18 protein-coding genes are annotated in these 25,937 nt (G+C 70.0%); 13 read left to right on the plus strand and 5 right to left on the minus strand.

The genetic code is table 11. From position 1 onward, the window contains the following. Nucleotides 1-26 precede the first annotated feature (26 nt). On the minus strand, nucleotides 27-314 hold the full coding sequence (locus ACFY3V_RS14315) for a helix-turn-helix domain-containing protein (protein ID WP_389773318.1): 288 nt from the start codon (nucleotides 312-314) through the stop codon (nucleotides 27-29). 715 nt (nucleotides 315-1,029) lie between these two features. On the opposite strand from ACFY3V_RS14315, the gene ACFY3V_RS14320 reads away from it, so the two are divergent. Beyond that, complete coding sequence (locus ACFY3V_RS14320) at nucleotides 1,030-1,374, plus strand: hypothetical protein (RefSeq protein WP_389773321.1); 345 nt, start codon at nucleotides 1,030-1,032, stop codon at nucleotides 1,372-1,374. Nucleotides 1,375-1,769: 395 nt separating this feature from the next. Beyond that, entirely contained in the window at nucleotides 1,770-1,949 is a 180-nt protein-coding gene (locus ACFY3V_RS14325; RefSeq protein ID WP_389773324.1) for an ATP-binding protein, read from the plus strand. A 586-nt stretch (nucleotides 1,950-2,535) separates the two neighbouring features. Here ACFY3V_RS14325 and ACFY3V_RS14330 read toward each other — a convergent pair. Both ACFY3V_RS14330 and ACFY3V_RS14335 read right to left on the minus strand, forming a co-directional pair. Beyond that, nucleotides 2,536-3,516: a Gfo/Idh/MocA family protein gene (locus ACFY3V_RS14330; protein ID WP_389773327.1), complete on the minus strand. Its 981-nt coding sequence runs from the start codon at nucleotides 3,514-3,516 to the stop codon at nucleotides 2,536-2,538. A gap of 91 nt (nucleotides 3,517-3,607) precedes the next feature. Beyond that, complete coding sequence (locus ACFY3V_RS14335; protein ID WP_350948509.1) at nucleotides 3,608-5,191, minus strand: peptide chain release factor 3; 1,584 nt, start codon at nucleotides 5,189-5,191, stop codon at nucleotides 3,608-3,610. A gap of 251 nt (nucleotides 5,192-5,442) precedes the next feature. Here ACFY3V_RS14335 and ACFY3V_RS14340 point away from each other — a divergent pair, with 251 nt between their 5' ends. The 6 genes from ACFY3V_RS14340 (at nucleotide 5,443) to ACFY3V_RS14365 (ending at nucleotide 16,031) form a co-directional block, all read left to right on the plus strand. Beyond that, nucleotides 5,443-6,204, plus strand: coding sequence for a protein phosphatase 2C domain-containing protein (locus tag ACFY3V_RS14340; protein WP_350948602.1), 762 nt, complete (start codon nucleotides 5,443-5,445; stop codon nucleotides 6,202-6,204). A 611-nt stretch (nucleotides 6,205-6,815) separates the two neighbouring features. After that, nucleotides 6,816-7,382, plus strand: a complete 567-nt coding sequence (locus ACFY3V_RS14345) for a hypothetical protein (protein WP_389773331.1) — start codon at nucleotides 6,816-6,818, stop codon at nucleotides 7,380-7,382. A gap of 13 nt (nucleotides 7,383-7,395) precedes the next feature. After that, nucleotides 7,396-9,537: a flotillin family protein gene (locus ACFY3V_RS14350; protein ID WP_389773334.1), complete on the plus strand. Its 2,142-nt coding sequence runs from the start codon at nucleotides 7,396-7,398 to the stop codon at nucleotides 9,535-9,537. Beyond that, complete coding sequence (locus ACFY3V_RS14355; protein WP_389773337.1) at nucleotides 9,534-14,573, plus strand: DNA repair ATPase; 5,040 nt, start codon at nucleotides 9,534-9,536, stop codon at nucleotides 14,571-14,573. The genes ACFY3V_RS14350 and ACFY3V_RS14355 overlap by 4 nt, the downstream gene beginning before the upstream one ends. 50 nt (nucleotides 14,574-14,623) lie before the next feature. After that, nucleotides 14,624-15,004, plus strand: coding sequence for a DUF488 domain-containing protein (locus ACFY3V_RS14360; protein ID WP_389773340.1), 381 nt, complete (start codon nucleotides 14,624-14,626; stop codon nucleotides 15,002-15,004). Nucleotides 15,005-15,200: 196 nt separating this feature from the next. Continuing rightward, nucleotides 15,201-16,031, plus strand: coding sequence for a phosphoribosylaminoimidazolesuccinocarboxamide synthase (locus ACFY3V_RS14365; protein ID WP_389773343.1), 831 nt, complete (start codon nucleotides 15,201-15,203; stop codon nucleotides 16,029-16,031). Nucleotides 16,032-16,281: 250 nt separating this feature from the next. Here ACFY3V_RS14365 and ACFY3V_RS14370 read toward each other — a convergent pair whose 3' ends face one another. Further along, nucleotides 16,282-17,085, minus strand: coding sequence for a PP2C family serine/threonine-protein phosphatase (locus ACFY3V_RS14370; RefSeq protein ID WP_350948503.1), 804 nt, complete (start codon nucleotides 17,083-17,085; stop codon nucleotides 16,282-16,284). An 84-nt stretch (nucleotides 17,086-17,169) separates the two neighbouring features. Here ACFY3V_RS14370 and ACFY3V_RS14375 point away from each other — a divergent pair, with 84 nt between their 5' ends. From ACFY3V_RS14375 to ACFY3V_RS14385, 3 genes are all read left to right on the plus strand, one after another. Then, nucleotides 17,170-19,161, plus strand: a complete 1,992-nt coding sequence (locus tag ACFY3V_RS14375; RefSeq protein ID WP_389773347.1) for an N-6 DNA methylase — start codon at nucleotides 17,170-17,172, stop codon at nucleotides 19,159-19,161. Nucleotides 19,162-19,186: 25 nt separating this feature from the next. Further along, nucleotides 19,187-20,080 carry a serine/threonine-protein kinase gene (locus tag ACFY3V_RS14380; protein WP_362897459.1) on the plus strand — a complete coding sequence of 298 codons (894 nt, stop codon included), beginning with the start codon at nucleotides 19,187-19,189 and terminating at the stop codon, nucleotides 20,078-20,080. A gap of 112 nt (nucleotides 20,081-20,192) precedes the next feature. Next, nucleotides 20,193-21,125 carry an MBL fold metallo-hydrolase gene (locus ACFY3V_RS14385; protein WP_389773351.1) on the plus strand — a complete coding sequence of 311 codons (933 nt, stop codon included), beginning with the start codon at nucleotides 20,193-20,195 and terminating at the stop codon, nucleotides 21,123-21,125. An 81-nt stretch (nucleotides 21,126-21,206) separates the two neighbouring features. On the opposite strand, the gene ctaD is transcribed toward ACFY3V_RS14385, so the two are convergent. Continuing rightward, nucleotides 21,207-22,874: a cytochrome c oxidase subunit I gene (gene ctaD / locus ACFY3V_RS14390; protein WP_389773680.1), complete on the minus strand. Its 1,668-nt coding sequence runs from the start codon at nucleotides 22,872-22,874 to the stop codon at nucleotides 21,207-21,209. A 449-nt stretch (nucleotides 22,875-23,323) separates the two neighbouring features. On the opposite strand from ctaD, the gene ACFY3V_RS14395 reads away from it, so the two are divergent. Then, nucleotides 23,324-24,694 carry an NAD(P)/FAD-dependent oxidoreductase gene (locus ACFY3V_RS14395; RefSeq protein ID WP_389773354.1) on the plus strand — a complete coding sequence of 457 codons (1,371 nt, stop codon included), beginning with the start codon at nucleotides 23,324-23,326 and terminating at the stop codon, nucleotides 24,692-24,694. A 166-nt stretch (nucleotides 24,695-24,860) separates the two neighbouring features. Continuing rightward, entirely contained in the window at nucleotides 24,861-25,826 is a 966-nt protein-coding gene (locus ACFY3V_RS14400) for a TIGR03557 family F420-dependent LLM class oxidoreductase (protein WP_389773357.1), read from the plus strand. Nucleotides 25,827-25,937 lie beyond the last annotated feature (111 nt).

Genomic DNA, 25,937 nt, shown 5'->3' on the forward strand with positions numbered 1-25,937 from the left:
CCATTCGGGGTCGAGGTCGTAGCGTTCTAGCTGACGGCGGATCTCGGGGATCGCTGTGTGTCCTCGATCCTCTGTTGGGTTGTCGCCCCGGTAGGGGCTGCGGTGAGCTCGTTGGGATGTACACGCAGGGCGCGGGCGAGGGTGTTGACGAGCGCGATGGAGTCCAGGGGAAGGCTGTCGTTCTCGATCGCTGATACCCAGGACTGGGCGCGGCCGACGCGCCGCGCCAGTTCGGTCAGGGGGATGCCCGCGCGCTTACGAGCACGCCGTACGCGGGTTCCCACGCTCTCCGCCGCCGGGTCCAAGTAGGCCATGGGCTCACGGTAACCCGCCGTGACCTGCTTGACCTCCCCGCGCGCCAAAGTATCAGCAGCACCGATGTCGGTATCTCTGCGCGTTCATAGCGTCACCTTTCGTGAGCAGTGACAGGAGATACCCCTGTTCGCTGAGCGCACCGTCCGCGATCGCAGCGGTCCTCGTCCAGGCGGCCCCCACCCACACCAGGGAAGCCGCCTTGACCTAGAGGACCACGGACATCCAGGAACCCGAGCCCTGGAACCCCACAAAACGGCTCTGCCAGGCGAGTGACGTCGCCTGGCAGAGCCTCGTCCGCACACTGGAGGTGCGAACTGTGCTCAACCCTAGTAGAACCGTCAAGATCATCCGGGTTCGATGGCACGCCGAACGACCACCCTCACCCCTGGGCTGCCGCTGGTGCGGCCATCCCCCCTACGCCCACGACGCGGCCAGCCTGCCGCACCGCCCCGGCCACCTGTGGGAACAACCCACCGCCGTCCAGGTCCGCACCCGCATGACGGCCCGACGCCACCTCGGCCTCTGCAAGAAACCGCCCACGCCCACCCTCGCCACCTGCCCGCCGAACCGCCCCCTCACGGGCACTCTCCCCAGCCACGGACGCCACACGCGACCGGCCTCCACGACACCCATCCCGCCGTACGAACGACAATCACCGCCAGGTACGCGACCCGGAGCAATCAGACACCAGCCACGCCGCACGGCGGTGACAGCATGATCTCCGACCACACCACCTCCCGGCAGGCACCCACCGAGGAGACCGGCACCGACCACCAGGCGCCGCACACCCCGGCGCCGCGGTTCACCGGCTGGCACCTCTGGTACGGCAAGGCCACCGGCCGCTACTGGGCGCTCTCCCCCGCCTGGTGCCGAGAGCGCATCGGCCTGATCGAGGCCACCACCCCCGCCGAACTCGCCGCACAAATACAGAACATCGAGAGCTACCACCCCAGGACAGAAAACCCGCCCCCGAGCAACGAGGGCGACACGACGCAGAACCCGGGAGATGACCGAGATGACCGCACGCCTGTTGTCCCTGCTCGTCGGCGTACTCGCTGACCGCCTCCGCACCACGACGCCCCCCGATGCCGTACGGTCACCGCACCCGGGGCGGATCCCCGGCTGGTCGGAGTCCTTCGGCTATACGCCCGTCATCTCTCAGCGGTTCGCGGCCACCCCCGAGCAGGTCAGAGCCGCCCGCGCCTTCGTCGCCGAACTCCTCGGCGACGACCACCCGCTCCGCGACGACGCCATGCTCCTCACCAGCGAACTCGCCACCAACGCCGTCGAACACTCCAGCGGATCGCTCGATGCGCAACCGGCAGACACCGAAGCCATCAATGTGGGGCCGTACGACGCCGGACCGCACGACACAAGACCGTACGAGTACGACGCGGGGACGGCCAAGCGGTCACGGGAGTTCGTCGTCACGGTGGCCTTCCTCCCCCCACGGCGTGCTCATCACCGTCCAGGACCCCGGCACCTCAGAGATCCCCTGCACGAGAAAGCCCGGCCCGGAGGCCACCGGTGGCCGAGGACCCATGCTCGTCAACGACCTCGCCACCCGCTGGGGATTTCACCGCGACTCCACCGGAACCGTCATCTGGTTCGAACTCCGCTCGACCGACGGGTAATCCCGGAGCACGGACATGTCTACGTAGTCGACCCCGAGGACCTTGGCGACACACAGCATCTGATCCCTGGCCGGGATGACCTTGACCGTCTCGGCCTCCAACGCGATGAGACCGGTTCCACGACGAGGGTCTTGCAGCGCGCCCCGGTAGTGCGGCCTGTGGTGCCTCAGCCCTGGACTGGGTCGTGCACGGGACGCTTCAGCTACGGCGACCCGCCCTGGAGGACCGGTAAAGGACGCTTCAGCGACGGCGGGTCGCCAGGGCGGCCGGAAAGAAAGCAACTACGGCCCGCACCCCGCACAGCCGGAACACGTGCAGCGGAGGTGGGCGGGTGCTCCGGCCGGCTTAAAAAGAGCCCGCAACCACCACGCCCGAGCAGGCCGGAGGCCTGAAACACCAGACAGTAACTGAGACGGCCGGCCGGAGCACCCGCCCACCGCAGCGAGCACAAAGAGCACCCACCCGCTCGTATGCGAACACGAACACCAACCACACCGGCGCAATGAGCACCCGCACAGCGCACCCGGAAAAATCCGGGTGCACCGAAAGGGAACAGCCCCAGCTATAAGAAAAAACGCCTGCTCAACTATTCGCCCGGGAAACGAACACCCACCTGCGAGCGGACCTCGTCCATGATGCCCATCACGTCCAACGTCGCCTGCCAGGACATCAGCGGGCTCTCCAGCAGCCCCTCCCGCAGGCAGCGCATCGCCTCGACCGCCTCGTGCAGCATGCCCTTGCCCTCGAAGGGGACGTGGAAGGTCTCCGGCTCGCCCTCCGTGGGATGCAAAACGAAGGTGTCGGGGCGGAAGAACGGGCCGGGCACCTCGATCCGGCCGAGCGGGCCGGAGATGGACGCGGCGACCGGGCTGTGCGTGGTGAGGCCGCAGGACAGCAGGGCGACCGCGCCGTTGTCGTAGCCGAGCAGCACGCCGGTGTTCTCGTCCACCCCCTCGGGGGTGAGCCGCGCCCAGGAGCGCACACCGGCCGGGACACCGAGCACCATGTGAGCGAAGGAGATCGGGTAGACGCCCACGTCGAGCAGGGCGCCACCGCCGAGTTTCGGGTTGCGGAGCCGGTGCTCGGGCGGGACGGAGACGGAGAAGCCGAAGTCGGCGTGGACGGTGTTGACCGGGCCGATGGCGCCTGCCTCGACCAGTTCCATGACCTTGCGGACGGCCGGGAGGCAGCGCGTCCACATCGCCTCCATCAGGAACAGGCCGCGCTCCCGCGCGAGGTCGACCAGCGCGGCGGCCTCGCCTCGGTTGAGGGTGAACGCCTTCTCGCACAGGACGGCCTTGCCTCCCTCGAGGCAGGCCCGTACGGCGTCGTGGTGGGCGTTCTGGGTGTTGGCCACGTAGACGATGTCCACGTCGGGGTCGGCGGCGAGCTCAGCCCAGCTTCCGTGGGCCCGCGGGATGCCGTGCCGGTCGGCGAAGGCCCGTGCGGACTCCTCCGACCGCGATCCGACCGCGACCACCTCGGCGTCCGGCAGGAGCTTCAGGTCTTCGGTGAAGGTGGCGGCGATGCCGCCGGTCGCCAGAATTCCCCACTTAATCACGCTCATAACGACATATCTCACCATGAATGTGCAACGAGAAGGTCCTGGCCCCCGGACCTCCTCGTCTCACCTTCACGCGACCCGTCTCACCTCGACATCACCCGCGCGTGTCCGCGAGCAGCGCGTTCAGCACCAGGTCGGGATGCTCGCGCAGCACGCCGCGCATGCGCCACTCATCGGTGAACAGCGCGAGCAGCACCCCGTCCAGCGAGCGGGTGAAGACCTCCACCCCGCGCTGGCGGGCCAGGATCGCCGCCGACTCGGCGTCGGTGAGCCTGGCGATGCTGAAGTCGAGCCGGTCCATCAGGATCTCGGTGTTGAACTCGGCGGCCATGCGGTGCTTGACCACGTCGAACTGCATCGGCCCCACCGCCGCGAGCACCGGCGACTGGTCACCGCGGACGTCGGAGCGCAGCACCTGGACCACGCCCTCGGCGTCGAGCTGCTCGATGCCCTTGCGGAACTGCTTGGATCGGCTGGAGTCGCGGACCCTGGCGGTGGAGAAGTGCTCGGGGGCGAAGCTCGGGATCCTCGGGAACTCGACGGGCGGGCCGTCATACAGCGTGTCGCCGGGCCGCAGGGCGCTGGCGTTCACCAGTCCGACCACGTCGCCGGGATACGCCTCGTCGATCGTGGCGCGCTCCTGGCCGAAGACCGACTGGGCGTACTTGGTGGCGAACGGGCGGGCGGTGGCCGCGTGGACGAGCACCATGCCGCGCTCGAACCTGCCCGAGCAGACCCGGACGAAGGCGATGCGGTCGCGGTGCGAGGGGTCCATGTTGGCCTGCACCTTGAAGACCAGGCCGGAGAAGGGCTCCTCCAGCGGGCGCGGGTCGTCGGCGACGTCGGGGCGGGGTGTGGGGGCGGGGGCGATGTCGACCATGGCGTCCAGCAGGCGGCCGACGCCGAAGTTGGACAGCGCGGCCCCGAACAGCACCGGGGTCGACTCGTGCGCCTCGAAGGTCTTCTGGTCGTGGTCGGCGCCGATCGCCGAGAGCAGGTCGATCTCGTCCTTGGCCCGCTCCCAGTCGCCGCCCAGCTCCGCGAGGGCCTGCTCGGCGCTCAGGTCGGTCTCGATGGCCTTGGTGGCGCCGCCGGGGGTGCGGGTGTAGCGGACGATCCGGTCGTCGGTGCGGTCGGCCACGCCGTGGAAGAAGCCGCCGGTGCCGATCGGCCAGGTGATCGGCGTCGGCTTCAGGCCGGTGCGCTCCTCGATCTCGTCCAGCAGCTCCAGGGCCTCGCGGCCCGGCCGGTCCCACTTGTTGACGAACGTGATCACGGGGATGCGGCGGTGCCGGCAGACCTCGAACAGCTTCAGGGTCTGCGGCTCCATGCCCTTGGCCGCGTCCAGCAGCATGACCGCGCAGTCGACGGCGGCGAGCACCCGGTAGGTGTCCTCGGAGAAGTCGGCGTGGCCGGGGGTGTCGACCAGGTTGAACATGTGTCCGCGGTATTCGAACCGGAGCGCGGCGGAGGTGATCGAGATGCCCCTGGCCTTCTCCATCTCCATCCAGTCGGAGGTGACCCCGCGCCGCCCGGACTTGCCGTGCACCGCACCCGCCTGGCTGATCGCGGAGGCGTGCAGCGCCAGTGCCTCGGTCATGGTCGACTTACCCGCGTCGGGGTGGCTGATCACCGCGAACGTGCGACGACGAGCCGCCTCCTGAATGATCGCGGCCATTACTGATCTCCTAGCGATGCGTGAGGTGGGGCAATCCGGGCACAGTGCGGGGGTGCTGGAGGGACCCCGCGTGGCGCTGAAACCAGCTTACGCGCCACCGTGGGTGTCAACAGATGTGGCAACACTTCCCCAGGCCGCTTGCGTCACCATGGTGTTAAGTGGATTGTGGAACATCTCGGTTCGCCCTATGCCCATCCCAACTGTCCGAAAGCGGCTCAGCTCGTGCAACTCGACGATCTAGTGATGTGCAGATGATCACGCTGCGCTATACGGCAGGTTCCGACGTCGGCCGGATCCGGCAAGGCAACGAGGACGCCGCCTACGCGGGCGCCCGGCTTCTCGCCGTGGCCGACGGGATGGGCGGCCACGTGGGCGGGGAGGTCGCCAGCTCCGCGGCGATCGCCAGCGTCGCCTCCCTGGACCACGAGTGCCCCGGCGACCTCGCCGCCGCCGCCGAGGCGGGGGTCCGCAAGGCCAACCAGCGCCTGCGCGAGCTGGTCGAGGAGGACCCGTCGCTCACCGGCATGGGGACCACCTTGACCCTGATGCTCTGGAACGGCTCTCGCGTCGCCCTCGCCCACATCGGCGACTCCCGCGCCTACCTCCTGCGCAACGGTGACCTGTACCAGATCACCTACGACCACACCCTGGTCCAGACGCTGATGGACGACGGCCGGATCACCGCCGAGGAGGCGGCCCGCCACCCGCACCGGTCGATCCTGCTGCAGGTCCTCGACGGCGGCGACAACCTTGAGCTCGACCTCTCCCTGCGGGACGCCGAGCTCGGTGACCGCTACCTGCTCTGTTCCGACGGGTTGTCGGGGGTGGTCGACGCCGAGCGGCTCCGTCAGGTGCTGGCCGAGGTCGACGATCTCGACGAGGTGACGCGGCAGCTGATCGCGCTCGCCTGCGAGGCGGGCGGGCCCGACAACATCACCTGCGTGGTCGCCGACGTGGTCGAGGGGGAGATGTCGGACACCTCGGTGGTGGTCGGCTCGGCCAACCCCTCGTAGGGACCGGCTCGGCGAGAACCTGCCTCCCGCGAAGACCGGATCCTCGCGGGAATCAACCCCTCGAGGAGACCTGACTCTCGCGGAAGAACCGGCTCATGGGCGCCCTCTCGTGTAGGGAGCCGTTCCGGTAGGTGAAGGGTTCTGGTCGCCGCCGGAGACAACGGCTATCGTCGGAGATCCTCGCCGATCACCGCCCCGGAGGGATGTCCTCATGTACAAGGAGTTCGCCATCGAGGCCGTCGTGTGGCTCATTCCGATCGTGATCCTCGTCGGTCTCGCCTACATGATCACTCGCCCCGCCTGACCTCCGCGACGGTTTTCCGGAGCATCTTCTCGCGACAGAGCCGAGGACGCGGAGCCCACTCCCGCTCCTCCGCTTCCGCATGCCCCCTGCCACCGGCCCTCGTACGCGCCGGTAGCCGCCGCGGTTAAGGATCATGCGGATTTCTTCCGCTTCGGGAACTATCTCCTTTAACTGTTCTTTATCTGTATATAGTCACCTACACGTGTTCAGGGGACCACGTTCCGACAGATCAGCGGGGGGATTTCGCACGCCAATGGGCCAGTTCGTCGATGCCGCACTGTCTTTTCCGACCGTCCTGTTCACGTTCATGCTTGTGGTGATCATCGCGTACTGGATGCTCGTCGCGGCCGGCGTGTTCGGGTTCGACGGTGATGGCGGCGACGGCGGTGACGGTGCCGAGGCGACGGGGGCCACCGGTTTCCTCAGCGGTCTGGGACTCGGCGGAGTCCCGGCCGCGGTGGTCGTCTCGCTGCTGGTCGTCGTCGCGTGGTTCGCGAGCCTCGTGGGCGGCACGCTGTTCACGAGCACCCCCGCCCTGGTCGCCGTACTGGTCGCGGCACTGGTCTGCGCCTGGGCATGCACGCGCCTCGTCGTCCTCTCACTGCGACGGCTCGTCCCGAAGGAGCGCGTCCCCTCCCGCGCCGACTTCGTGGGCCGCGTGTGCGTCATCCGCACGCGCCGCGTCGGCCGTGACTTCGGCCAGGCCGAGGTCACCTCCGCCGACGGCTCTTCCGCTCTCGTTCAAGTACGACAGACCGGTGACGAGGTTTTCGCCGCCGGCAGCGTCGCCCTGATCTTCGCCTATGACTCCCCCGGCGAGTTCTTCTGGGTGATGCCGTACGACGCGGAACTCGACCCTGATCGTTCCATTTAACCGAGGGGCCACATTGGACGTCATCTCCACCGGGCTCGGCATCCTTCTCGCCGTCGTCCTCCTCGTCGTCATCGGCATGCTCTTTATGATCAGCCGGTTGTTCTACAAGGTGGAACAGGGCAAGGCCCTGATCATCTCGAAGATCAACAAGGTTGACGTCACCTTCACCGGCGCCGTCGTGCTGCCCGTCTTCCACAAGTCCGAGCTGATGGACATCTCGGTGAAGACCATCGAGATCGCGCGCACCGGCCGTGAGGGCCTGATCTGCCGCGACAACATCCGCGCCGACATCCGCATCACCTTCTTCGTCCGCGTCAACAAGACCGTCGAGGACGTGGTGAAGGTCGCCCAGGCCATCGGCACCGCACGCGCGAGCGACCAGGAAACGCTGCAGGAGCTGTTCAACGCCAAGTTCTCCGAGGCGCTCAAGACGGTCGGCAAGCAGCTCGACTTCGTGGACCTCTACACCCAGCGTGACCAGTTCCGCGACCAGATCATCCAGGTCATCGGCACCGACCTCAACGGCTACAGCCTTGAGGACGCGGCCATCGACTACCTGGAGCAGACCTCCCTGGCCGCCCTGGACAGGAACAACATCCTCGACGCGCAGGGCATCAGGAAGATCACTGAGCTCACCGCCATCGAGCACGTCCGGACCAACGAGTTCCAGCGGCGCGAGGAGAAGGAGATCACCCGCCAGAACGTGGACGCGCGGGAGGCGATCCTGGAGCTGGAGCGCCGTCAGGCCGACGCGGAGACCAAGCAGAAGCGCGAGGTCGAGACCATGCGGGCCCGCGAGGAGGCGGAGACCGCCAAGGTCCAGGCCGAGGAGCGGCTCAAGGCGCAGGCCGCGCACCTGCGTACCGACGAGCAGCTCGGCGTCCAGCACGAGAACCAGGCCCGTGAGATCGCGGTGGCGGCGAAGAACCGCGAGCGGGTCATCGCCATCGAGACCGAGCGCATCGAGAAGGACCGCCTGCTCGAGGTGATCGCCCGCGAGCGCGAGACCGAGCTGTCGCGCATCTCCAAGGACAAGGAGCTGGAGGGCGAGAAGCGCTCCATCGCCGAGGTGATCCGCGAGCGGATCGTGGTGGAGAAGACGGTCGCCGAGCAGGAGGAGAGCATCAAGCGCCTGCGCGTGGTCGAGGAGGCCGAGCGGACCCGCCAGGCTGTGATCATCCAGGCCGAGGCCGAGGCGCAGGAGAGCCTGGTCAAGGACATCAAGGCGGCCGAGGCCTCCGAGGCGTCGTCCAAGCACCGGGCGCGCGAGGCGCTGGTGCTGGCCGAGTCGCGGCAGCAGGCGGCCGAGCTCGACGCCCGCGCCAAGATCCGTCTCGCCGAGGGTGTGCAGGCCGAGGCCGCCGCCGTCGGCCTGGCCGAGGTGCAGGTACGCGAGCGGGACGCCGCGGCGATCGAGAAGGTCGGCCGCGCCGAGGCCGCCGTCGAGCGGGAGAAGGCGCTCGCGATCGCCGAGGGCGAGCAGGCCAGGGCCCACGCCGTGGCCACCGCGGTCCGCGAGAAGCTCAAGGCCGAGGCCGAGGGCGAGCAGGCCATGGCGCTCGCCGCGGCCGCGACGGTCGGCGAGAAGCTCAAGGCCGAGGCCGAGGGTCTCACCGAGAAGGCCGCGGCGATGGCCGCGCTCACCGACGCGACCCGCTCCCACGAGGAGTACCGCCTGCGGCTGGACGCCGAAAAGGAGATCCGCCTCGCCGGGGTGAACGCCCAGTTCAAGATCGCCGAGGCGCAGGCCTCCGTGGTGTCGGCCGGATTGTCCAAGGCCAACATCGACATCGTCGGCGGCGACACCGTGTTCTTCGACCGGCTGATGAACTCGATCGGCATGGGCAAGGCCGTGGACGGCTTCGTGGAGAACTCCGACGTCACCCGCACCCTGGCCGGGCCCTACCTGGACGGCTCGGCGAGCCTCCCCGCCGACCTGGGCAGGGTGATCGGCTCGATCGACACCGCCGACGTGCGCAACCTCTCGCTGTCCGCGCTGCTGATGAAAATGATGAATGAGGGCGGTCCCGACGCGGACAAACTGCGCGGCCTGCTGAGTGAGACCCAGGCGCCGGCCACGACCGAGGTCCCCGTCGCCGCGCTCGACACCGTCGGCAACTCCACCGGCAACTCCACCGGATCCGTCAAGCGGTGACGTCCTCCACGGCGGAGGCCGTCACCGGCGCCCCCGACGAGGGGGCGGGGCTGGACGCGGGCACCTACGAGGTGCTCCGCGCCCGGCTGGCCGAGCAGGCCGCCGAGCTGGCCCGGCAGTCCGACGCGCTCAACGCCGAACGCCTCGCGGTGTTCGGCGGGGCCGAACTGCGTCTCATCGGCACCGAGCGGATACGCACCGAGAACAACTGCGTGCCGCGCGACATCGTCTCGGTCGGCGGGCTCATGCTCTTCGGCTACAACGTGTTCATCGGGATGAAGCCGGAGACGACCGTCGAGGACGTCTTCTCCGCGCACACGTTCGTCCGGGAGGACGGGGGCGGCGGGGGCGGCGGGAGCGGTGAAAGCACGGAGAACGGCGGGAGCGCGTTCCGGTTCGACCCCGTGCCGATGTTCCGCGACCCGCGCTTCGAACGGGACTTCGCCGACCTCTACCGGTACTACCGGGAGACCCGGCTGCTCCAGCTCCGCCGGGTCGAGGGCAAGTTGCTCGCCGTCTTCCAGACCGGCCCGCAGGACACCCGCGTGCTGCGCTGGCAGGTCGATGCCGACGGCACGCTCTCGTACATCGACGACCGTGGCGAGCGCGACCACACCTTCCCGCCCTCGCACGACTTCGAGTGGATCCCCACCACCCGCGACGACCACGTGCTGGGCCGCCACCCGCACATCTCGATCGAGGGCGAGGTGTTCGTCGAGACCGTCGGCGGCGACCTCACCATCAAGATCGAGAACAACACCGAGAGCGGGGAGGGCATCTACCGCGAGCCCGTCACGGAGCCGCTGCAGAGCCTCGCCGACGCGGAGGTCCACCACGCCAGGATCGGCCCGCTGATCCTGCTGCGTGTGCGGCCGTACAAGGAACCCGAGTGGCGCCACCTGGTGTTCAACACCCGGACCAAGGAGGTGGTCCGCCTCGACGGCATCGGGCAGGCCTGCCAGCGCCTGCCCGAGGACCAGGGGATCATCTTCCCCGGCGGCTACTACCTGTCCACCGGGGTGAACAAGACGTTCGACACCGACGTGTCCGAGCTGGAGTTCGAGCGGGTGATCCGCTCCCCCAACGGCGAGGACGTGCTGTACGTCTTCCACGCCCGCGCCGAGGGCCGGTCGCTGCTGCTGCCGTACAACGTGATCCGCAAGCGGGTGGAGACCCCGCTGTCCTGCCACGGGTACTCGCTGTTCGACGACGGCACTCTGGTCGTCTTCAGGGCCACCTCCGACGAGCCCACCCGCGTCCACCCCATGCAGGTCTGGCAGACGGCCTACCAGTCGGACGTCTACGCGGCCGGGCGACCGGTCGGCACCGGGCCGCTGGAGCGGATCGGCAACGCGGAGCTGGTGCGCGGCATCTCCGACTGCCTCTCGGTGGCGCGGATGGTCGAGGAGATGGCGCCGTCGATCCCGGTCTTCGAGGCGCTGATCGCCTCCTGCGCCCGGGTCTTCGACCACTACCACTGGCTGGGCGAGCACCGGCTGCGCGGCCCGCTCGCCGACCTGCGGGCCACCGCCGAGCAGGTGCTCGACGAGTTCGAGAAGGTCCAGTCGCTCACCCGGCAGGCCGCCGAGGCGCTGGAGACCGCCGAGGCCGAGGTCACCGCGCTCGTACGGCACACGCGGGCCGACGCGCCCAGGTCCGCGCGGGGCTGGATCGACCGGCTGTCGGAGCTGCGGCGCTCGCAGGGGCACCTGGTGACCCTGCGCGAGCTGCGCCACGTCGACATCGCGAGGATCGACGCGCTCGACGCGGAGCTCACGACCGAACTGGGCGGCACCGCGCGGCGCGCGGCGGAGTTCCTGCGGGGGGACGACGCCTTCGCCGGGTACCACGCGGAGGTCGAGCGGCTGGTCGCCGACGCGGGCGCCATCACGACCGTGGCCGAGGCGGGGCCGGTCGGCGAGCGACTGGAGGGGCAGGCACGCGGCCTGGAGATCGTGGTCGAGGTGGTCGGCACGCTCGACATCGCCGACGCCACGGTGAGGACCGCCATCCTGGAGCGGGTCGGCGAGGTGCTCGGCGGGGTGAACCGCGCCCGCGCCACCCTGGAGGCCCGGCGCGCGGAACTGCTCGCCGGTGAGGGGCGGGCGGCCTTCGCGGCCGAGTACGCCCTGCTGGGGCAGGCGATCACCGGGGCGCTCGCGATGTCCGACACCCCCGAGCGCTGCGACGAGCAGCTGGGCCGCCTGATGCTCCAGCTGGAGAACCTGGAGTCGCGCTTCACCGAGTTCGACGACTTCCTGGGGCAGCTCGCCTCCAAGCGGGAGGACGTCTACGAGGCGTTCTCCTCGCGCCGCCAGGCGCTGCTGGACGAGCGGGCCCGCCGCGCCGACCGGCTGGCCGACTCGGCGACGCGCATCCTGTCGAGCGTGCGGCGCCGGGTGGCCGGGCTGGCGTCGCTGGACGAGGTCAACACCTACTTCGGGTCCGACCCGATGGTGCTCAAGCTGAAGGGCGTGGCCGGGGAGCTGCGCGCGCTGGGCGACCAGGTGCGCGCGGAAGAGCTCGAAGGCCGGATCAAGTCGGCTCGCCAGGAGGCGGGCCGCGCCCTGCGCGACCGGCTCGACCTCTACAGCGACGGCGGGGAGACCATCCGGCTCGGCCGCCACCTGTTCGCGGTCAACACCCAGGCGCCCGACCTCACCCTCGTCCCGCACCAGGACCAGATGGCCTTCGCCGTCACCGGGACCGACTACCGCTCCCCGGTGCGCGACGCGGCCTTCGAGGAGACCCGGCCGTTCTGGAACCAGCTGACGGTCTCGGAGTCGCCCGAGGTCTACCGGGGCGAGCACCTCGCCGCCTCGATCCTCGCCGCCGCCGAGGCCGGAGCCCCGTTCTCGTCCGGTACGGGCGGGAACGTGATCTCTCTGGACGCGCTGCACGAGGCCGCGGTGGACGGCGGGGAGCTGCTGGAGATCGTCCGCAAGGTCGCGGAGACCCGGTACGACGAGGGCTACGAGCGCGGCGTCCACGACCACGACGCCACCGCGATCCTGCGGGCCGCGCTCCGCCTGCACGCGGGCGCCGGACTGCTGCGCTACCCGCCCGCCGCGAGGGCCGCCGCCCAGCTCTTCTGGGCCTTCGGCACCGACGAGGCGGCCCGCGCGGCGTGGACCACCCGGGCGACGTCGCTCGTACGGGCACGGACCCTGTTCGGCAGGGTGGAGGCGGTCCAGGAGACCCGCGCCGCCCTCGGCTCCGCGATCGCGTCCTTCTGCCGGGATCTCCTCGGCGACGCGGGAGAGGCGGGCGTCTTCGAACTGGCCGGGGAGTATCTCTTCGAGGAGCTGCCCGGCAAGCCGTTCGGTTTCGTGACCGGGGCGGGGGCGCGATCGCTGCTCGACCGGTTCGACCGGGCGCTGGGGCCGGCGCGCGGGGAGTTCGAGGACGACCTGCGGGCGCTCGGCGACGACCTCGCCGCACGTCACCGCCTGGCCGAGGCGTGGCTCTCGGCCTTCGACGTCTCGGCTCCGGGCTCCGGCATGGACGCGGCACCGGCCGGAGGCGCGGGACGGGCTTCGGGGGCAGCGGCGGAGCTGGTGGAGGCGGTGGCCGTACTGCTGTGCGAGGTGCCCCGGCACGACTCCTCAGCCGCGCTGACCGCCACGGTCGAGGGGCTGCTCGGCACACACCCCCGGATCTCCGGGCACGCGATGGAGCTTCGCCTGGACGAGTTCCTGACCAGGACCCGGCACTTCCGCGACCACCGCGTCCCCGCGTACCGCGCCTACCAGAAGCGGCGCAACGAGCTGGTCGCGGCCGAACGCGAGCGACTGAGGCTGGAGGAGTTCCAGCCGAAGGTGATGACCGCCTTCGTCCGCAACCAGCTGCTCGACGAGGTCTACCTGCCGCTGATCGGCGACAACCTGGCCAAGCAGCTCGGCGCGGCCGGGGACGCCAAGCGGACCGACCAGATGGGCATGCTGCTGCTCATCTCCCCGCCGGGCTACGGCAAGACCACCCTCATGGAGTACGTGGCCAACCGGCTCGGGCTCATCTTCGTCAAGGTCAACGGCCCGGCCCTGGGGCACCTGGTGACCTCGGTGGACCCGGCGCAGGCGCCCGACGCGACGGCGCGGCAGGAGATCGAGAAGATCTCCTTCGCGCTGGAGATGGGCAACAACGTCCTGCTGTACCTGGACGACATCCAGCACACCTCCCCCGAGCTGCTGCAGAAGTTCATCTCCCTGTGCGACGGCCAGCGCCGGATGGAGGGTGTCTGGGAGGGGAAGACCCGCACCTACGACCTGCGCGGCAAGCGCTTCGCGGTCTGCATGGCGGGCAACCCGTACACCGAGGCGGGCAAGCGCTTCCGCATCCCCGACATGCTCGCCAACCGCGCCGACGTGTGGAACCTCGGCGACGTGCTGTCGGGGCGGGACGAGCTGTTCGCGCTGAGCTACATCGACAACGCGCTCACCTCCAACCCGGTCCTGGCGCCGCTCTCCACCCGCGACCGGGGCGACATCCGCCTTCTGGTACGGCTGGCGCGGGGCGACTCGGGGGTCCGGGCCGACCAGCTCTCCCACCCGTACTCCTCGGTGGAGCTGGAGCAGGTCCTCGCGGTGCTGCGCAAGCTGCTGCGGATCCAGCGGGTGGTGCTCGCCAACAACCAGGCGTACATCGCCTCCGCCGCCCAGGCGGACGCGTCACGGACCGAGCCTCCGTTCCAGCTCCAGGGCTCGTACCGGAACATGAACAAGCTCGCGGCCAGGGTCGTCCCGGTGATGAACGACGCCGAGCTGGAGGCCGTGATCGACGACCACTATCTCGGCGAGGCCCAGACCCTCACCTCGGGCGCGGAGGCCAACCTGCTCAAACTGGCCGAGCTGCGCGGCACCATCACCCCCGTGCAGGCCGCGCGGTGGGCCGAGGTGAAGACCGCCTACCTGCGTTCCCAGGCTCTCGGCGGCGCGGAGGACGACCCGATGACCCGCGCGGTCGGCGCGGTCGGCCTGCTGGCCGACCGGGTGAGCACCGCCATCGAACACGCCGCCGACCGCCTCTCACCCGACTGATCGACTCCACCGGGTGGCTGCCATTACCGTCACCCGGGAACGACCACGTCATGGCTGACGAACCAGAAGTACGGGTGCGCCGGATCTACGAGGAGCCGGAGGCCGAGGACGGTGCCAGGGTGCTGGTCGATCGGGTCTGGCCGCGCGGGCTCTCCAAGGAGAAGGCGCATCTTCAGGAGTGGTGCAAGGCGGTAGCGCCCTCGACCGAGTTGCGCAAGTGGTACGGCCACGATCCGGCTCGGTTCGAGGAGTTCCGCCACCGCTACCGGGCCGAACTGAAGGACCCCGAGCGGGCCACCGTACTTGAGCACCTGCGGGAGCTGGCGAAGCGGGGAACGGTGACGCTCCTGACCGCGACCAGGCAGGCCGACATCAGCGAGGCCGTGGTCCTGGCCGACCTGCTGCGGAGTCGACCGCGGCGTCCTACGTGAGCCTGGCACCGAAGGAAGCGCGGCCGGGCGAGTAGCGAGGGCCACCGGCCAAGGGGGTCGCGAAACTCTCCCCGAGCAGGTGAGGGGGTGCCCGGTTGCCGGGTCGCCGCCGGATCTCGAATACGGTGGGCAGGTGTCGGTCAGCGACCGGTGGCCCGCGAGGTGGCCGCCGGGTCGAGCGAGAGCAAGGAACGCAGTGAAGCTTCTTCATTCAGGGAAGGTCCGCGACGTCTACGAGGACCGCGGGGACATCATCCTGGTGGCGTCCGACCGGGTGTCGGTGTACGACGTGATCCTGCCCACCCCGATCCCCGACAAGGGGAAGATCCTCACACGGCTGTCACTGTGGTGGTTCGACCAGCTCGCCGACATCGTGCCCAACCACGTGATCTCGGCGACCGACGTGCCCGCCGAGTTCGAGGGGCGCGCGGTGCGGTGCAGGAAGCTGACGATGGCGAAGGTCGAGTGCGTCGCGCGCGGCTACCTGACCGGAGGCGGTCTGAAGGAGTACCGGGAGCACGGATCGGTCTCCGGCGTGCCGCTCCCGCCCGGTCTGCTCGACGGCTCCAAACTGCCTGAGCCGATCTTCACCCCGTCCACCAAGGCGCCGCTCGGGCAGCACGACGAGCCCATCTCCTTCGAGGACGTCGTCGCCCTGGAGGGCGCGGAGGTCGCCGAGGAGTTCCGGCGGATCACGCTGGAGATCTACCGGCGAGGCTCCGAGCTCGCCGCGGAGCGGGGCGTCATCATCGCGGACACCAAGATCGAGCTGGGCTGGGACTCCGAGGGCACCCTCGTACTCGGCGACGAGGTGCTCACCTCCGACTCCTCCCGCTTCTGGCCCGCCGACCGGTGGGAGCCCGGCCACGCGCAGTTCTCCTTCGACAAGCAGTACGTGCGCGACTGGGCGACCGGCACGGGCTGGGACAAGAAGGAACCCGCCCCCGAGGTACCCGCCGAGGTCGTGGAGATCACCCGGCAGCGCTACATCGAAGCGTACGAACGCATCACCGGCAAAACCTGGTAAGTCCAGGAGCCCGGCGCCACAAAGGTACCCACCGAGGTCGTGGAGATCACCCGGCAGCGCTACATCGAAGCGTACGAACGCATCACCGGCAAAACCTGGTGATTCCGGGAGTCTGACGCCACCAAGCCGCGTGACCTGCCGAACGCCGGGAGCCGGTGCTCTCGGTGAGCGTCGAAGGCCAGGGCCCGCGAGTCGGGGGCCGGGGGTCCTCCTGCGGGAGGTCGCCCTCGGCCGTCCGCGGGATCGCGGGTCAGAGGGGAAGTTTCCGCTCGACCGCGGCGCCCACGATGGCCGGGCCCGGCTGGGCCGCGCCGGTGGGCGCCCCGAAGTCGGCCACGATGCAGGTGATGTTGTCGGGGCCGCCGCCCCGGTTGGCCAGGTCGATGAGCCGGCGGACGGCCTCGTCGGGGTCGGAGATCTCGGTCAGCGTGTTGAACAGGGTCTCGGGGCCGACCACGGCGGTCAGGCCGTCGGAGCAGAGCAGGTAGCGGTCCTGCGGGTAGGCCTCGCGCAGCGAAAGGTCCAGCTCCCCGTCGCCGGTGCCTTCGAGGACCCGCAGCACCATCGACCGGCGCGGGTGCTCGGCGGCCTGCTCCGGGGTGATCCGCCCCTCGTCCACCAGCGACTGGACCAGGGTGTGGTCGTGGGTGATCTGGTACAGGGCGCCGTCGCGCAGCATGTAGGCCCGGGAGTCTCCCACGTGGGCCAGGGCGAAGGTGGCACCGTTCCAGAGCATCGCGGTCAACGTGGTGCCCATGCCGCGGAGCGTGGGGTCCTGCTCGCTCATGTCGTGCAGCGTGTGGTTCACGTCCCTCGCCGCGCCCTTGAGCGCGGCGAGCAGGTCGACACCGTCGGCGGGCAGGGTGTCGTCCAGCTTCGCCATGGCTGTGACGGCAAGTGAACTGGCGACCTCTCCACCCGCGTGACCACCCATGCCGTCGGCTATGGCGAGCAGGCGTGCACTCGCGTAGCCCGAGTCCTCGTTCGCCTCACGACGGACACCCACGTCGGAGCGGGCCGCGTAGCGCAGTGCAAGTGGTTGGTTCAGTGCCATGAGGGCAGTAAATCATTGGTTGAAGCACTTCACAAGCAAAGTCGTTGTAGACCGTTGCGGCACGGTCAACTACTGTGACCCACCATGGAGGAGAGTCAGGAGATCACCGTGAACGCGGGCGACATCGCCCGGCTCGCCGGGGTCGGCAGGGCTGCGGTGAGCAACTGGCGCCGCCGCCACGAGGACTTTCCCCAGCCGGTGGGCGGCACCACCTCCAGCCCGCTGTTCTCCCTGCCCGAGATCGCCGTGTGGTTGCGCGCGAACGGCAAGTCGTTCGAGGTCTCGCTCGGTGACCTGGTCTGGCAGCGGATGCGTACCTCGGTCGACGACCTCAGGCTGGGCGAACTCGTGGGCGGGGTCGGCGCGTTCCTGCTCTTCCTGCGCCGCGAACCCACCCTCTGGCGTGATCATGGTACGAAGTCTCTCACCCGCGTGGCCGAGGTGACGACGGATCTTCCCGGCTCCGCCGATCTTCTTCTGGACGACCTCGCCCTCGTCCGGCTGGTGGCCGAGCTCGCCGCCGAGCGCGACCCGCTGGAGGTCTTCGAGTTCCTGTTCCAGCGCTACGCCGAGGCCCACTCCCGCCAGCTCCCGGTCACCAGGGACGACGTGGCCGCGCTCATGGTCGGGCTCGCGGCCGGGGAGGGCGGCGTCGTCCTCGACCCCGCGTGCGGCGTCGGGACACTGCTGCTGGGCGCGGACTCCCTCGCCGGGCCGCGCACGGGCTCACGGACGGACTCGCGCACGGGCTCACGGACGGGCCGCAAGGGGCGTACCCGGTCGGAACGGAAGACCGTCCTGATGGGGCAGGAGATCAACGAGTCGAACGCGCTGCTCACCGCCGTACGGGTGCTGCTGCGCGGCGCGGAGGCGCGGATCGTCGCCGGCGACTCCCTGCGCGAGGATCGCCTCGCCGGTGAGCTCGCCGACGCCGTGGTCTGCGACCCGCCGTTCAACGAGCGGGTCTGGGGACACGAGGACCTCGCCGGTGACCCGCGCTGGGAGTACGGGCTGCCGCCGCGCGGGGAGTCGGAGCTGGCGTGGGTGCAGCACTGCCTGGCCCGGGTGAGACCGGGCGGCCTGGTGGCGATCCTGATGCCCACCGCCGCCGCCAGCCGCCGTCCCGGCAAGCGGATCCGCGGCAACCTGCTCCGGGCGGGCGCGCTGCGTGCCGTGGTGACGCTCGCGCCCGGCGGTCCCGACCTGTGGATCCTCCGCAGGCCCGACGGCGGGCGTCCGCCGTCCCGGCTGCTGCTGGTGGACGCCGGTGACGACCTGTCGATCGTGGAGCCCGCCTGGCGCGCGTACCAGAAGGACCCCGAGGCCGAGCTGTCCGGCGAGAGCAGGACGGTACGGATCATCGACCTGCTCGACGACGAGGTCGACCTCGCCCCGTCCAGGCACCGCCCGCAGCACGGCGGCCCCGACCTCCTGCGCGACTTCACCGACGCCCTGGCCGGCTTCAAGGAGACCTCGGCCCTGCTCTCGGACGCCACCCCCGCCCTCCAGCCGCTCGCCGAACGGCAGGACCTGCCGACCACCACGGTCGGCGAGCTGGCCAAGGCGGGACTGATCACGATCCTGCAGGCACCGGCGAGGATGTCCGCCGACGAGGGTCCCCTGCCGGTGCTGACCGCCGAGGACACCGCGGCGGGCACGCCGCCCTCCGGCCGGACCACCCTCGACCCGGCCCTGGTCATGATCCGGCCGGGTGACGTGGTGACCACCGTGCTGGGCGCGGTCAGGGTGATCACCCACGGCGGCGCGGCGCTCGGCCCGCAGCTCACGCTCTACCGGGTCGATCCGCAGCGGCTCGACCCCGGGTTCCTCGCCGGGTTCCTGCGCTCCGCCGACGCGGCCAGGATCCATCCCAGCTCCAGCCGCCTCGACGTGCGGCGGGCGCGGGTGCCGGTGCTGCCGCTGTCCGACCAGCGGATGTACGGCACCGCCTTTCGCGAGCTGTTCGAACTGGAGGACAAACTGCGTGAAACACGGACGCTGGGGGAAACGCTGATCCGGCTAGGCTTTGACGGACTGGTCGACGGCCATCTCCGGCCGTGCGACCAAGGGGCTTGATGCCCGCAGGTCCAGGGGAGGGTCGATGGTCATCGGCGACCGGTACGTGCTCGACGACCTCCCTCTCGGCCAGGGAGGCATGGGGGCCGTCTACGGCGGTCACGACAAGCATCTCGACCGCAGGGTGGCCGTCAAGTTCCTGAAGTTCCTCACCGGCCCCGACGAGGAGCTGAAGCGGCGTTTCCTGCGCGAGGCCCGCATCCTGGCCAGGCTGGAGCACCCCGGCGCTCCGGTCCTGTACGACTTCGGCACCTTCGACCAGCGGCTCTTCCAGGTGATGCAGTTCATCGAGGGCGTCACCGTGGCCGACGTGGTCAGCGAGCACGGCCCGCTCCCCGTGCCCTGGGCGGCGGCGATCGCCGCCCAGGCGTGCGCGGTGCTGACGGCCGCCCACGCGCTGTCCGTCTGCCACCGCGACCTGAAGCCGACCAACCTGATGCTCTGTCCCGACGGGAGCGTGAAGGTCCTCGACTTCGGCCTGGCCGTGCTGCGCGAGTCCGACTCCACCCAGTTCACCCGGGTGGGACAGATCCTCGGCACCCCGTCGTACATGGCCCCCGAGCAGATCCAGCGCGGCCTGTCCGGCCCCCGCAGCGATCTCTACGCCCTCGGGTGCGTGATCCACGAGATGCTGACGGGCCGCCAGCTGTTCACCGGCCCCACCGAGTACGCGGTGTTCGAGCGCCAGGTGAAGGAGCGCCCGCCGCGGGTGCCCGGCATCCCTGACGAGCTGAACCGCCTCCTCGCCGACCTGCTGGAGAAGGACCCGGACAACCGCCCCTCGGGAGCCGACGTCCTCTACGAGCGGCTGCAGCCCTTCGCGGTGGACCTGCCGATGCTTCCCGGCTTCCTGCACCCGTCGTCGGTGCCGAGCCCGGGGCGGATGTACGCGCGGATGGTCGGCCGGGTCCTGGGTTGAGGCCCTGAACCGAGGTGCTGCGCTGAAGTCCCGGACCGGGGGCCTGTGCTGAGGTCCTGGGTTGAGGTCCCGGGCTGGGGGCCTGTGCCGAGGTCCCGGGTTGGGGGGGAGAATGCGACTCGTGGAAGGTCGATGGGTCGAGGTGGCGGACCGGGTGCTCGTGCGGCGGTACGCCGAGCTGGACCTGTCCGTGGGGCTGGTCATGGGCGACGGCGGCTGCCTGGTGGTCGACACGCGGGGAGACGAGCGGCAGGGGGCGGAGCTGCTCGCGGAGGTGAGACGGATCACCCGCGACCCGTGGACGGTGGCGATCACCCATTCACACTTCGACCACAGCTTCGGCACCCGGTCCTTCCTCGGCTGCCCGGTCTGGGCGCACGAGGACTGCCGCGCCGACCTGGTCGAGAACGGCGAACGGGCGAGGGACGGGTGGGAACGGTACTACCGGGATCTGGGGCGGCCGGACATCGCCGACGACATCGCGAGGACCGAGATCGTGCCGCCGGACCACCTGGTGACCGACCGGACGCGGCTCGTCGTCGGGGACCGCCCGGTCGTCCTCGCCCACCTCGGCCGCGGCCACTCCGGCAACGACCTCGTCGTTCACGTGCCGGACGCCGGAGTGATCTTCGCCGGGGACCTGGTGGAGAACGGCGCGCCGCCCGCCTACGAGGACGCCTATCCCCTCGAATGGCCCGCCACACTCACCGGGCTCCTCGGCCTGCTCGACCGGCCCGACGACGGTCCCGGTCCCGATGGAACGACCGAGTCTTTCCCCGCCTCCGGTGACACGACCACCCCCACCCCCGCCCCCACCTCCGGCTCCGGCTCCGGCTCCGGCTCCGGTGGCACGGTCGTTCCCGGGCACGGCGACCCGGTCGACCGCGCGTTCGTCCTCGCCCAGCACGCGGAGATCGCCGCCCTCGCCGAGTTGTGCGGGCGGGTGGCGGCAGGTCTGCTCTCCCCCGCCGACGCCGTACGCCTGTCGCCGTACCCCGAGGAGACCACCGAGATCGCCCTCGGCCGCGTCACGGGTGGCCCCTGAGAGGGGCACGGGGAAGGGAGCGGACCGCCTCGCCGGGCCCGGACGCCCTGGCGGCCCGTCGCGTCACCACCGTGCCGCCGGTCAGATCTCCTCTTTGAGCCCCACCGTCGGGTCGAGCTGGCGCGGCTGCATCGCCACCCTCGGATGGTGCAGGTCGAAGGCGGGCCGCTCGGAGCGGATGGCCGGGATCGAGGTGAAGTTGTGCCGGGGCGGGGGGCAGGAGGTGGCCCACTCCAGCGAGTTGCCGAAGCCCCACGGGTCGTCCACCGTCACGCGCGGAGCGTGGCGGGCGGTGTACCAGAGGTTGTACAGGAACGGCAGCGTGGAGAGGCCGAGCAGGAGGGCGCCGATGGAGGAGATCAAATTGAGGGTGGTGAACCCGTCGAGCGCGCTGTAGTCGGCGTAGCGGCGCGGCATGCCCTCCGCGCCCAGCAGATGCTGGACGAAGAAGGTGACATGGAAGCCGATGAACAGCGTCCAGAAGTGCAGCTTGCCCAGCTTCTCGTTCAGCATCTTGCCGGTCATCTTCGGCCACCAGAAGTAGAAGCCGGAGAACATCGCGAACACCACGGTGCCGAAGACCACGTAGTGGAAGTGCGCGACCACGAAGTACGAGTCGTGCACGTGGAAGTCCAGCGGCGGGGAGGCCATGATGACCCCGGTCAGCCCGCCGAACAGGAACGTCACCAAGAACCCCACGACGAACAGCATGGGCGTGTCGAATGAGATGTGCCCCCGCCACATGGTCCCGATCCAGTTGAAGAACTTCACCCCGGTCGGGACCGCGATCAGGAACGACATGAACGAGAAGAACGGCAGCAGCACCCGGCCCGTGGCGAACATGTGGTGCGCCCACACCGTCATCGACAGCCCCGCGATGGCGATCGTCGCGCCGATCAGGCCGATGTAGCCGAACAGCGGCTTGCGGCTGAAGACGGGAATCACCTCGGTGATGATGCCGAAGAACGGCAGCGCGATGATGTAGACCTCCGGATGGCCGAAGAACCAGAACAGGTGCTGCCACAGGATCGGCCCCCCGGTCTGCGGGTCGTAGATGTGGGCGCCGAACTTGCGGTCGGCCAGCAGGGCGAGCAGCGCGGCAGCCAGCACCGGGAAGGCCATCAGCACCAGGACACCGGTGAGCAGCGTGTTCCAGGTGAAGATCGGCATGCGGAACATCGTCATCCCCGGGGCCCGCATACAGATGATCGTGGTGATGAAGTTCACCGAGCCGAGGATCGTGCCGAGCCCGGACATCGTCAGGCCCACGATCCACAGGTCTCCGCCGAGCTGCGGGGAGTAGGTCGCGTGGGAGAGCGGCGTGTATCCCGTCCAGCCGAAGTCGGGGGCACCCCCGCCGGTGAGGAAGCCGAAGCTCGCGATGAGCCCGCCGAACAGGAAGAGCCAGAAGCTCACCATGTTGAGCCGGGGGAAGGCCACGTCGGGCGCCCCGATCTGCAGCGGCATGACCACGTTCGCGAACCCGGCGAACAGCGGTGTGGCGAACAGCAGCAGCATGAGGGTGCCGTGCATGGTGAACAGCTGGTTGTACTGCGCCGTGGTCAGCACCTGCAGTCCCGGCTGGGCGAGCTCCCCCCTGATGACCATGGCCATCAGCCCGGCGAACAGGAAGAAGACGAACGACGTCATCAGGTACATGTAGCCGATGACCTTGTGGTCGGTGCTGGTGAGCCAGCGCACGACGATCGAGCCCGGCTCCTTCGCGCGTGGCGCCAACGGTGAGGTCAGCGGCTCCTCGCGTGACTGTTCGGAGGTCGTCACGACCCACCCCCTTCGAACCGGCTCGCCCTCGAACCCGCCGTCCCCGAAGAGGGGCCCATCCTCGGACCGGCCCATCCCCGAAGCAGACCCGCCCCCGAACCGGCCGTTCCAAACCGGCCGATCCTCCAACAAACCGGATCATCCTCGAATCGGCGCGGCATCTGGATTCCACCGCCTTCTCCCGGCCATCCCCAGGGAAAGCGGCTCCCACTCGCCCGCCCCGCCATCTTGCCCGCCCGATGACCTGGCGATTAATCCTCCTTATCCGCTCCCCGGGCATTCCGCGGCCCCGCGTCCCACCCGCTCGCCGCGGCGTCCGTACGAGCCGCGTGGGCAATATGGGACGGCCCATCACGCTTGACCCGGGGGTAGAGGGGGCACGCCGCTGGAAACGGAGTGCCGAAAGGAGCGACGTCATGGGTGAACGACAACGAGTCGTCGTGATCGGAGGAGGGTTCGCGGGTTTCACCGCGGTCCGTACCCTCTCCCGGATCGCGAAGGGCGCGGTCGAGATCGTCCTGATCAATCCGACCGACTACTTCCTCTACCTGCCCCTGCTGCCGGAGGTCGCGGCGGGCATCCTCGACGCCCGCAAGGTGGCGGTCCCGCTGGCGGGCGACTATCCCGGCGTGCGGTATCTGCTCGCCACGGCGGACAGCGTCGACATCGAGGCGCGCCGCGTGAAGTGCACCGACGCCGAGGGCAACCACCGCGAACTGGGCTACGACCGCCTGGTGGTCGCGGTCGGCAGCGTCAACAAACTCCTGCCCGTACCCGGGGTCGCCGAGTACGCCCACGGCTTCCGCAGCATCGTCGAGGCCCTCTACCTGCGCGACCACCTGATCCGCCAGGTCGAGCTCGCCGACGCGTCCGACGACCCCGAGGAGCGTACGGCCAGGTGCACCTTCGTGGTCGTGGGCGCCGGATACACCGGGACCGAGGTCGCGGCGCAGGGCCAGCTGCTCACGAACGCCCTCCGCAGACACCGGCCGAGGCTGCGCGACCAGCCGATGCGCTGGATCCTCGCCGACATCGCCCCGCGCATCCTCCCCGAGCTGGACGAACGCCTGTCGCGGAGCGCGTACCGGACGCTGTCCGAGCGGGGCATGGAGATTCGCACCGAGACGAGCGTGGCCGAGGCGACGGCCGAGGGGGTGAAGCTCTCCGACGGGGAGTTCGTACCGACCAAATCCCTGATCTGGTGTGTCGGCGTGCGCCCCGACCCGATGGTGGAGTCCCTGGGCCTGCCGACCGTGAAGGGGCGTCTGCGCGTCGACGAGTACCTGAGGGTGCCCGGCCACCCGGAGATCTTCGCCTGCGGCGACGCGGCCGCGGTCCCCGACCTCACCCGGCCCGGCGAGTACACGGCGATGACCGCCCAGCACGCGGGCCGCCAGGGCAGGCGGGCCGCCCGCAACATCGCCGCCTCCTACGGCCACGGGCAGCTCCGGCCGTACAAGCACAGCGACCTGGGGTTCGTCGTCGACCTGGGAGGGACCGGTGCCGCCGCGAACCCGCTGGGCGTGCCGCTGTCGGGCATGGCGGCCAAGGTGGTCACCCGGGGTTACCACCTGCTGTCCATCCCGAGCAACCGGGCACGCATCGCGGGAAGCTGGCTGCTGGACCTGCTGACGCCCCGCCAGACCGTCCAGCTGGACGTGGTCCGCGGCACGGCGGTCCCGCTCAAGCACACCACCCCCCAGGCTCCGCACGCCCCGGACGGGGAGGCGTCGAAGGCGGACACCCCACGAAAGGCGGGCGCCTCCGCGAAGGCGGGCGACTCGTAGCCGGATCACTCGTGGCCGGGTCACTCGTGGCCGGGCGATCCACCGACAGACGACTCGAAGGCGGGCGATGTGGAGGCAGGCCACTGGTAGATGGGCGATTCGTAAAGGACGGCGATATTTTCGGCTCTTCCGGCGATGCTCGCGGAAAGCCGGGTAGGGGCGGGGTATGGCAAAGATCGGTTACACGATGATGTGTGAGCAGACGCCCGCCAGGCAGCTGGTCCAGGACGTCGCGACGGCCGAGCGGGTCGGTTTCGACTACGCGGTCATCTCCGACCACTACTTCCCGTGGCTGGAGGAGATGGGCCACTCCCCGTACGCCTGGTCGGTGCTCGGCGCGGCGGCGCAGGCCACCCGGCACCTGCCCCTGATGACGTACGTGACCTGCCCGATCATGCGTTATCACCCCGCGGTGGTGGCGCAGAAGGCGGCGACGATGGGCGTGCTGAGCGAGGGCCGCTTCACGCTCGGGCTGGGCGCGGGCGAGAACCTCAACGAGCACGTGACAGGTCAGGGCTGGCCGTCCGCCGACACCCGGCACGGGATGTTCCGCGAGGCCGTGCAGATCATCAGGGAGCTGTTCGAGGGCGGGTACGTCACCTACCGCGGCGAGTTCTTCGACGTCGACTCAGCCAAGCTGTACGACCTGCCGGACCGGCCCATCCCGCTCGCGATCGCCGCCTCCGGCGGCCAGTCGGGGAAGATCGCCGCCGAGCACGGCGACGCGCTGGTCGCGACCGATCCCGACTCGGACCTGGTGCGCCTGTTCGCCGGGGAGGGCGGCACGGGCAAGCCCGTCTACGGCCAGCTCGCCGTCTGCTACGACCCCGACGTGGAGGCCGCCAGGGAGCGGGCGCACCGGATGTGGCGCTGGTCGGTGGCCGGGTGGAAGGTGATGGCCGAGCTTCCGGGGCCCGTCAACTTCGCCGCCGCCACCGAGACCGTGCGCCCAGAGGACGTCGCGGCCAAGGTGCCGTGCGGCCCCGACGTGGACGCCGTGGTGGAGGCGGTACGCGCCTACACCGACGCCGGTTTCACCCACGTCGCCCTCGTCCAGATCGGTCACGAGCACCAGGACGCGTTCTTCGACTGGTCGGAGAAGGAGCTCCTCCCCGCCCTGAGCGACCTCTAGCCGCCGCCTGCACCGCCTCTCCCCCCGGTCCCTGGCCCTGAGGCCACCTCCGGCCACCGGCTTTCCCCGGCCCTGAGCGGCCCGGCCTCCGCGCTCCCGCCCACCCCGGCC

It is taken from the genome of Streptosporangium sp. NPDC000095 (genome assembly GCF_042899335.1).
Taxonomy (GTDB): domain Bacteria; phylum Actinomycetota; class Actinomycetes; order Streptosporangiales; family Streptosporangiaceae; genus Streptosporangium.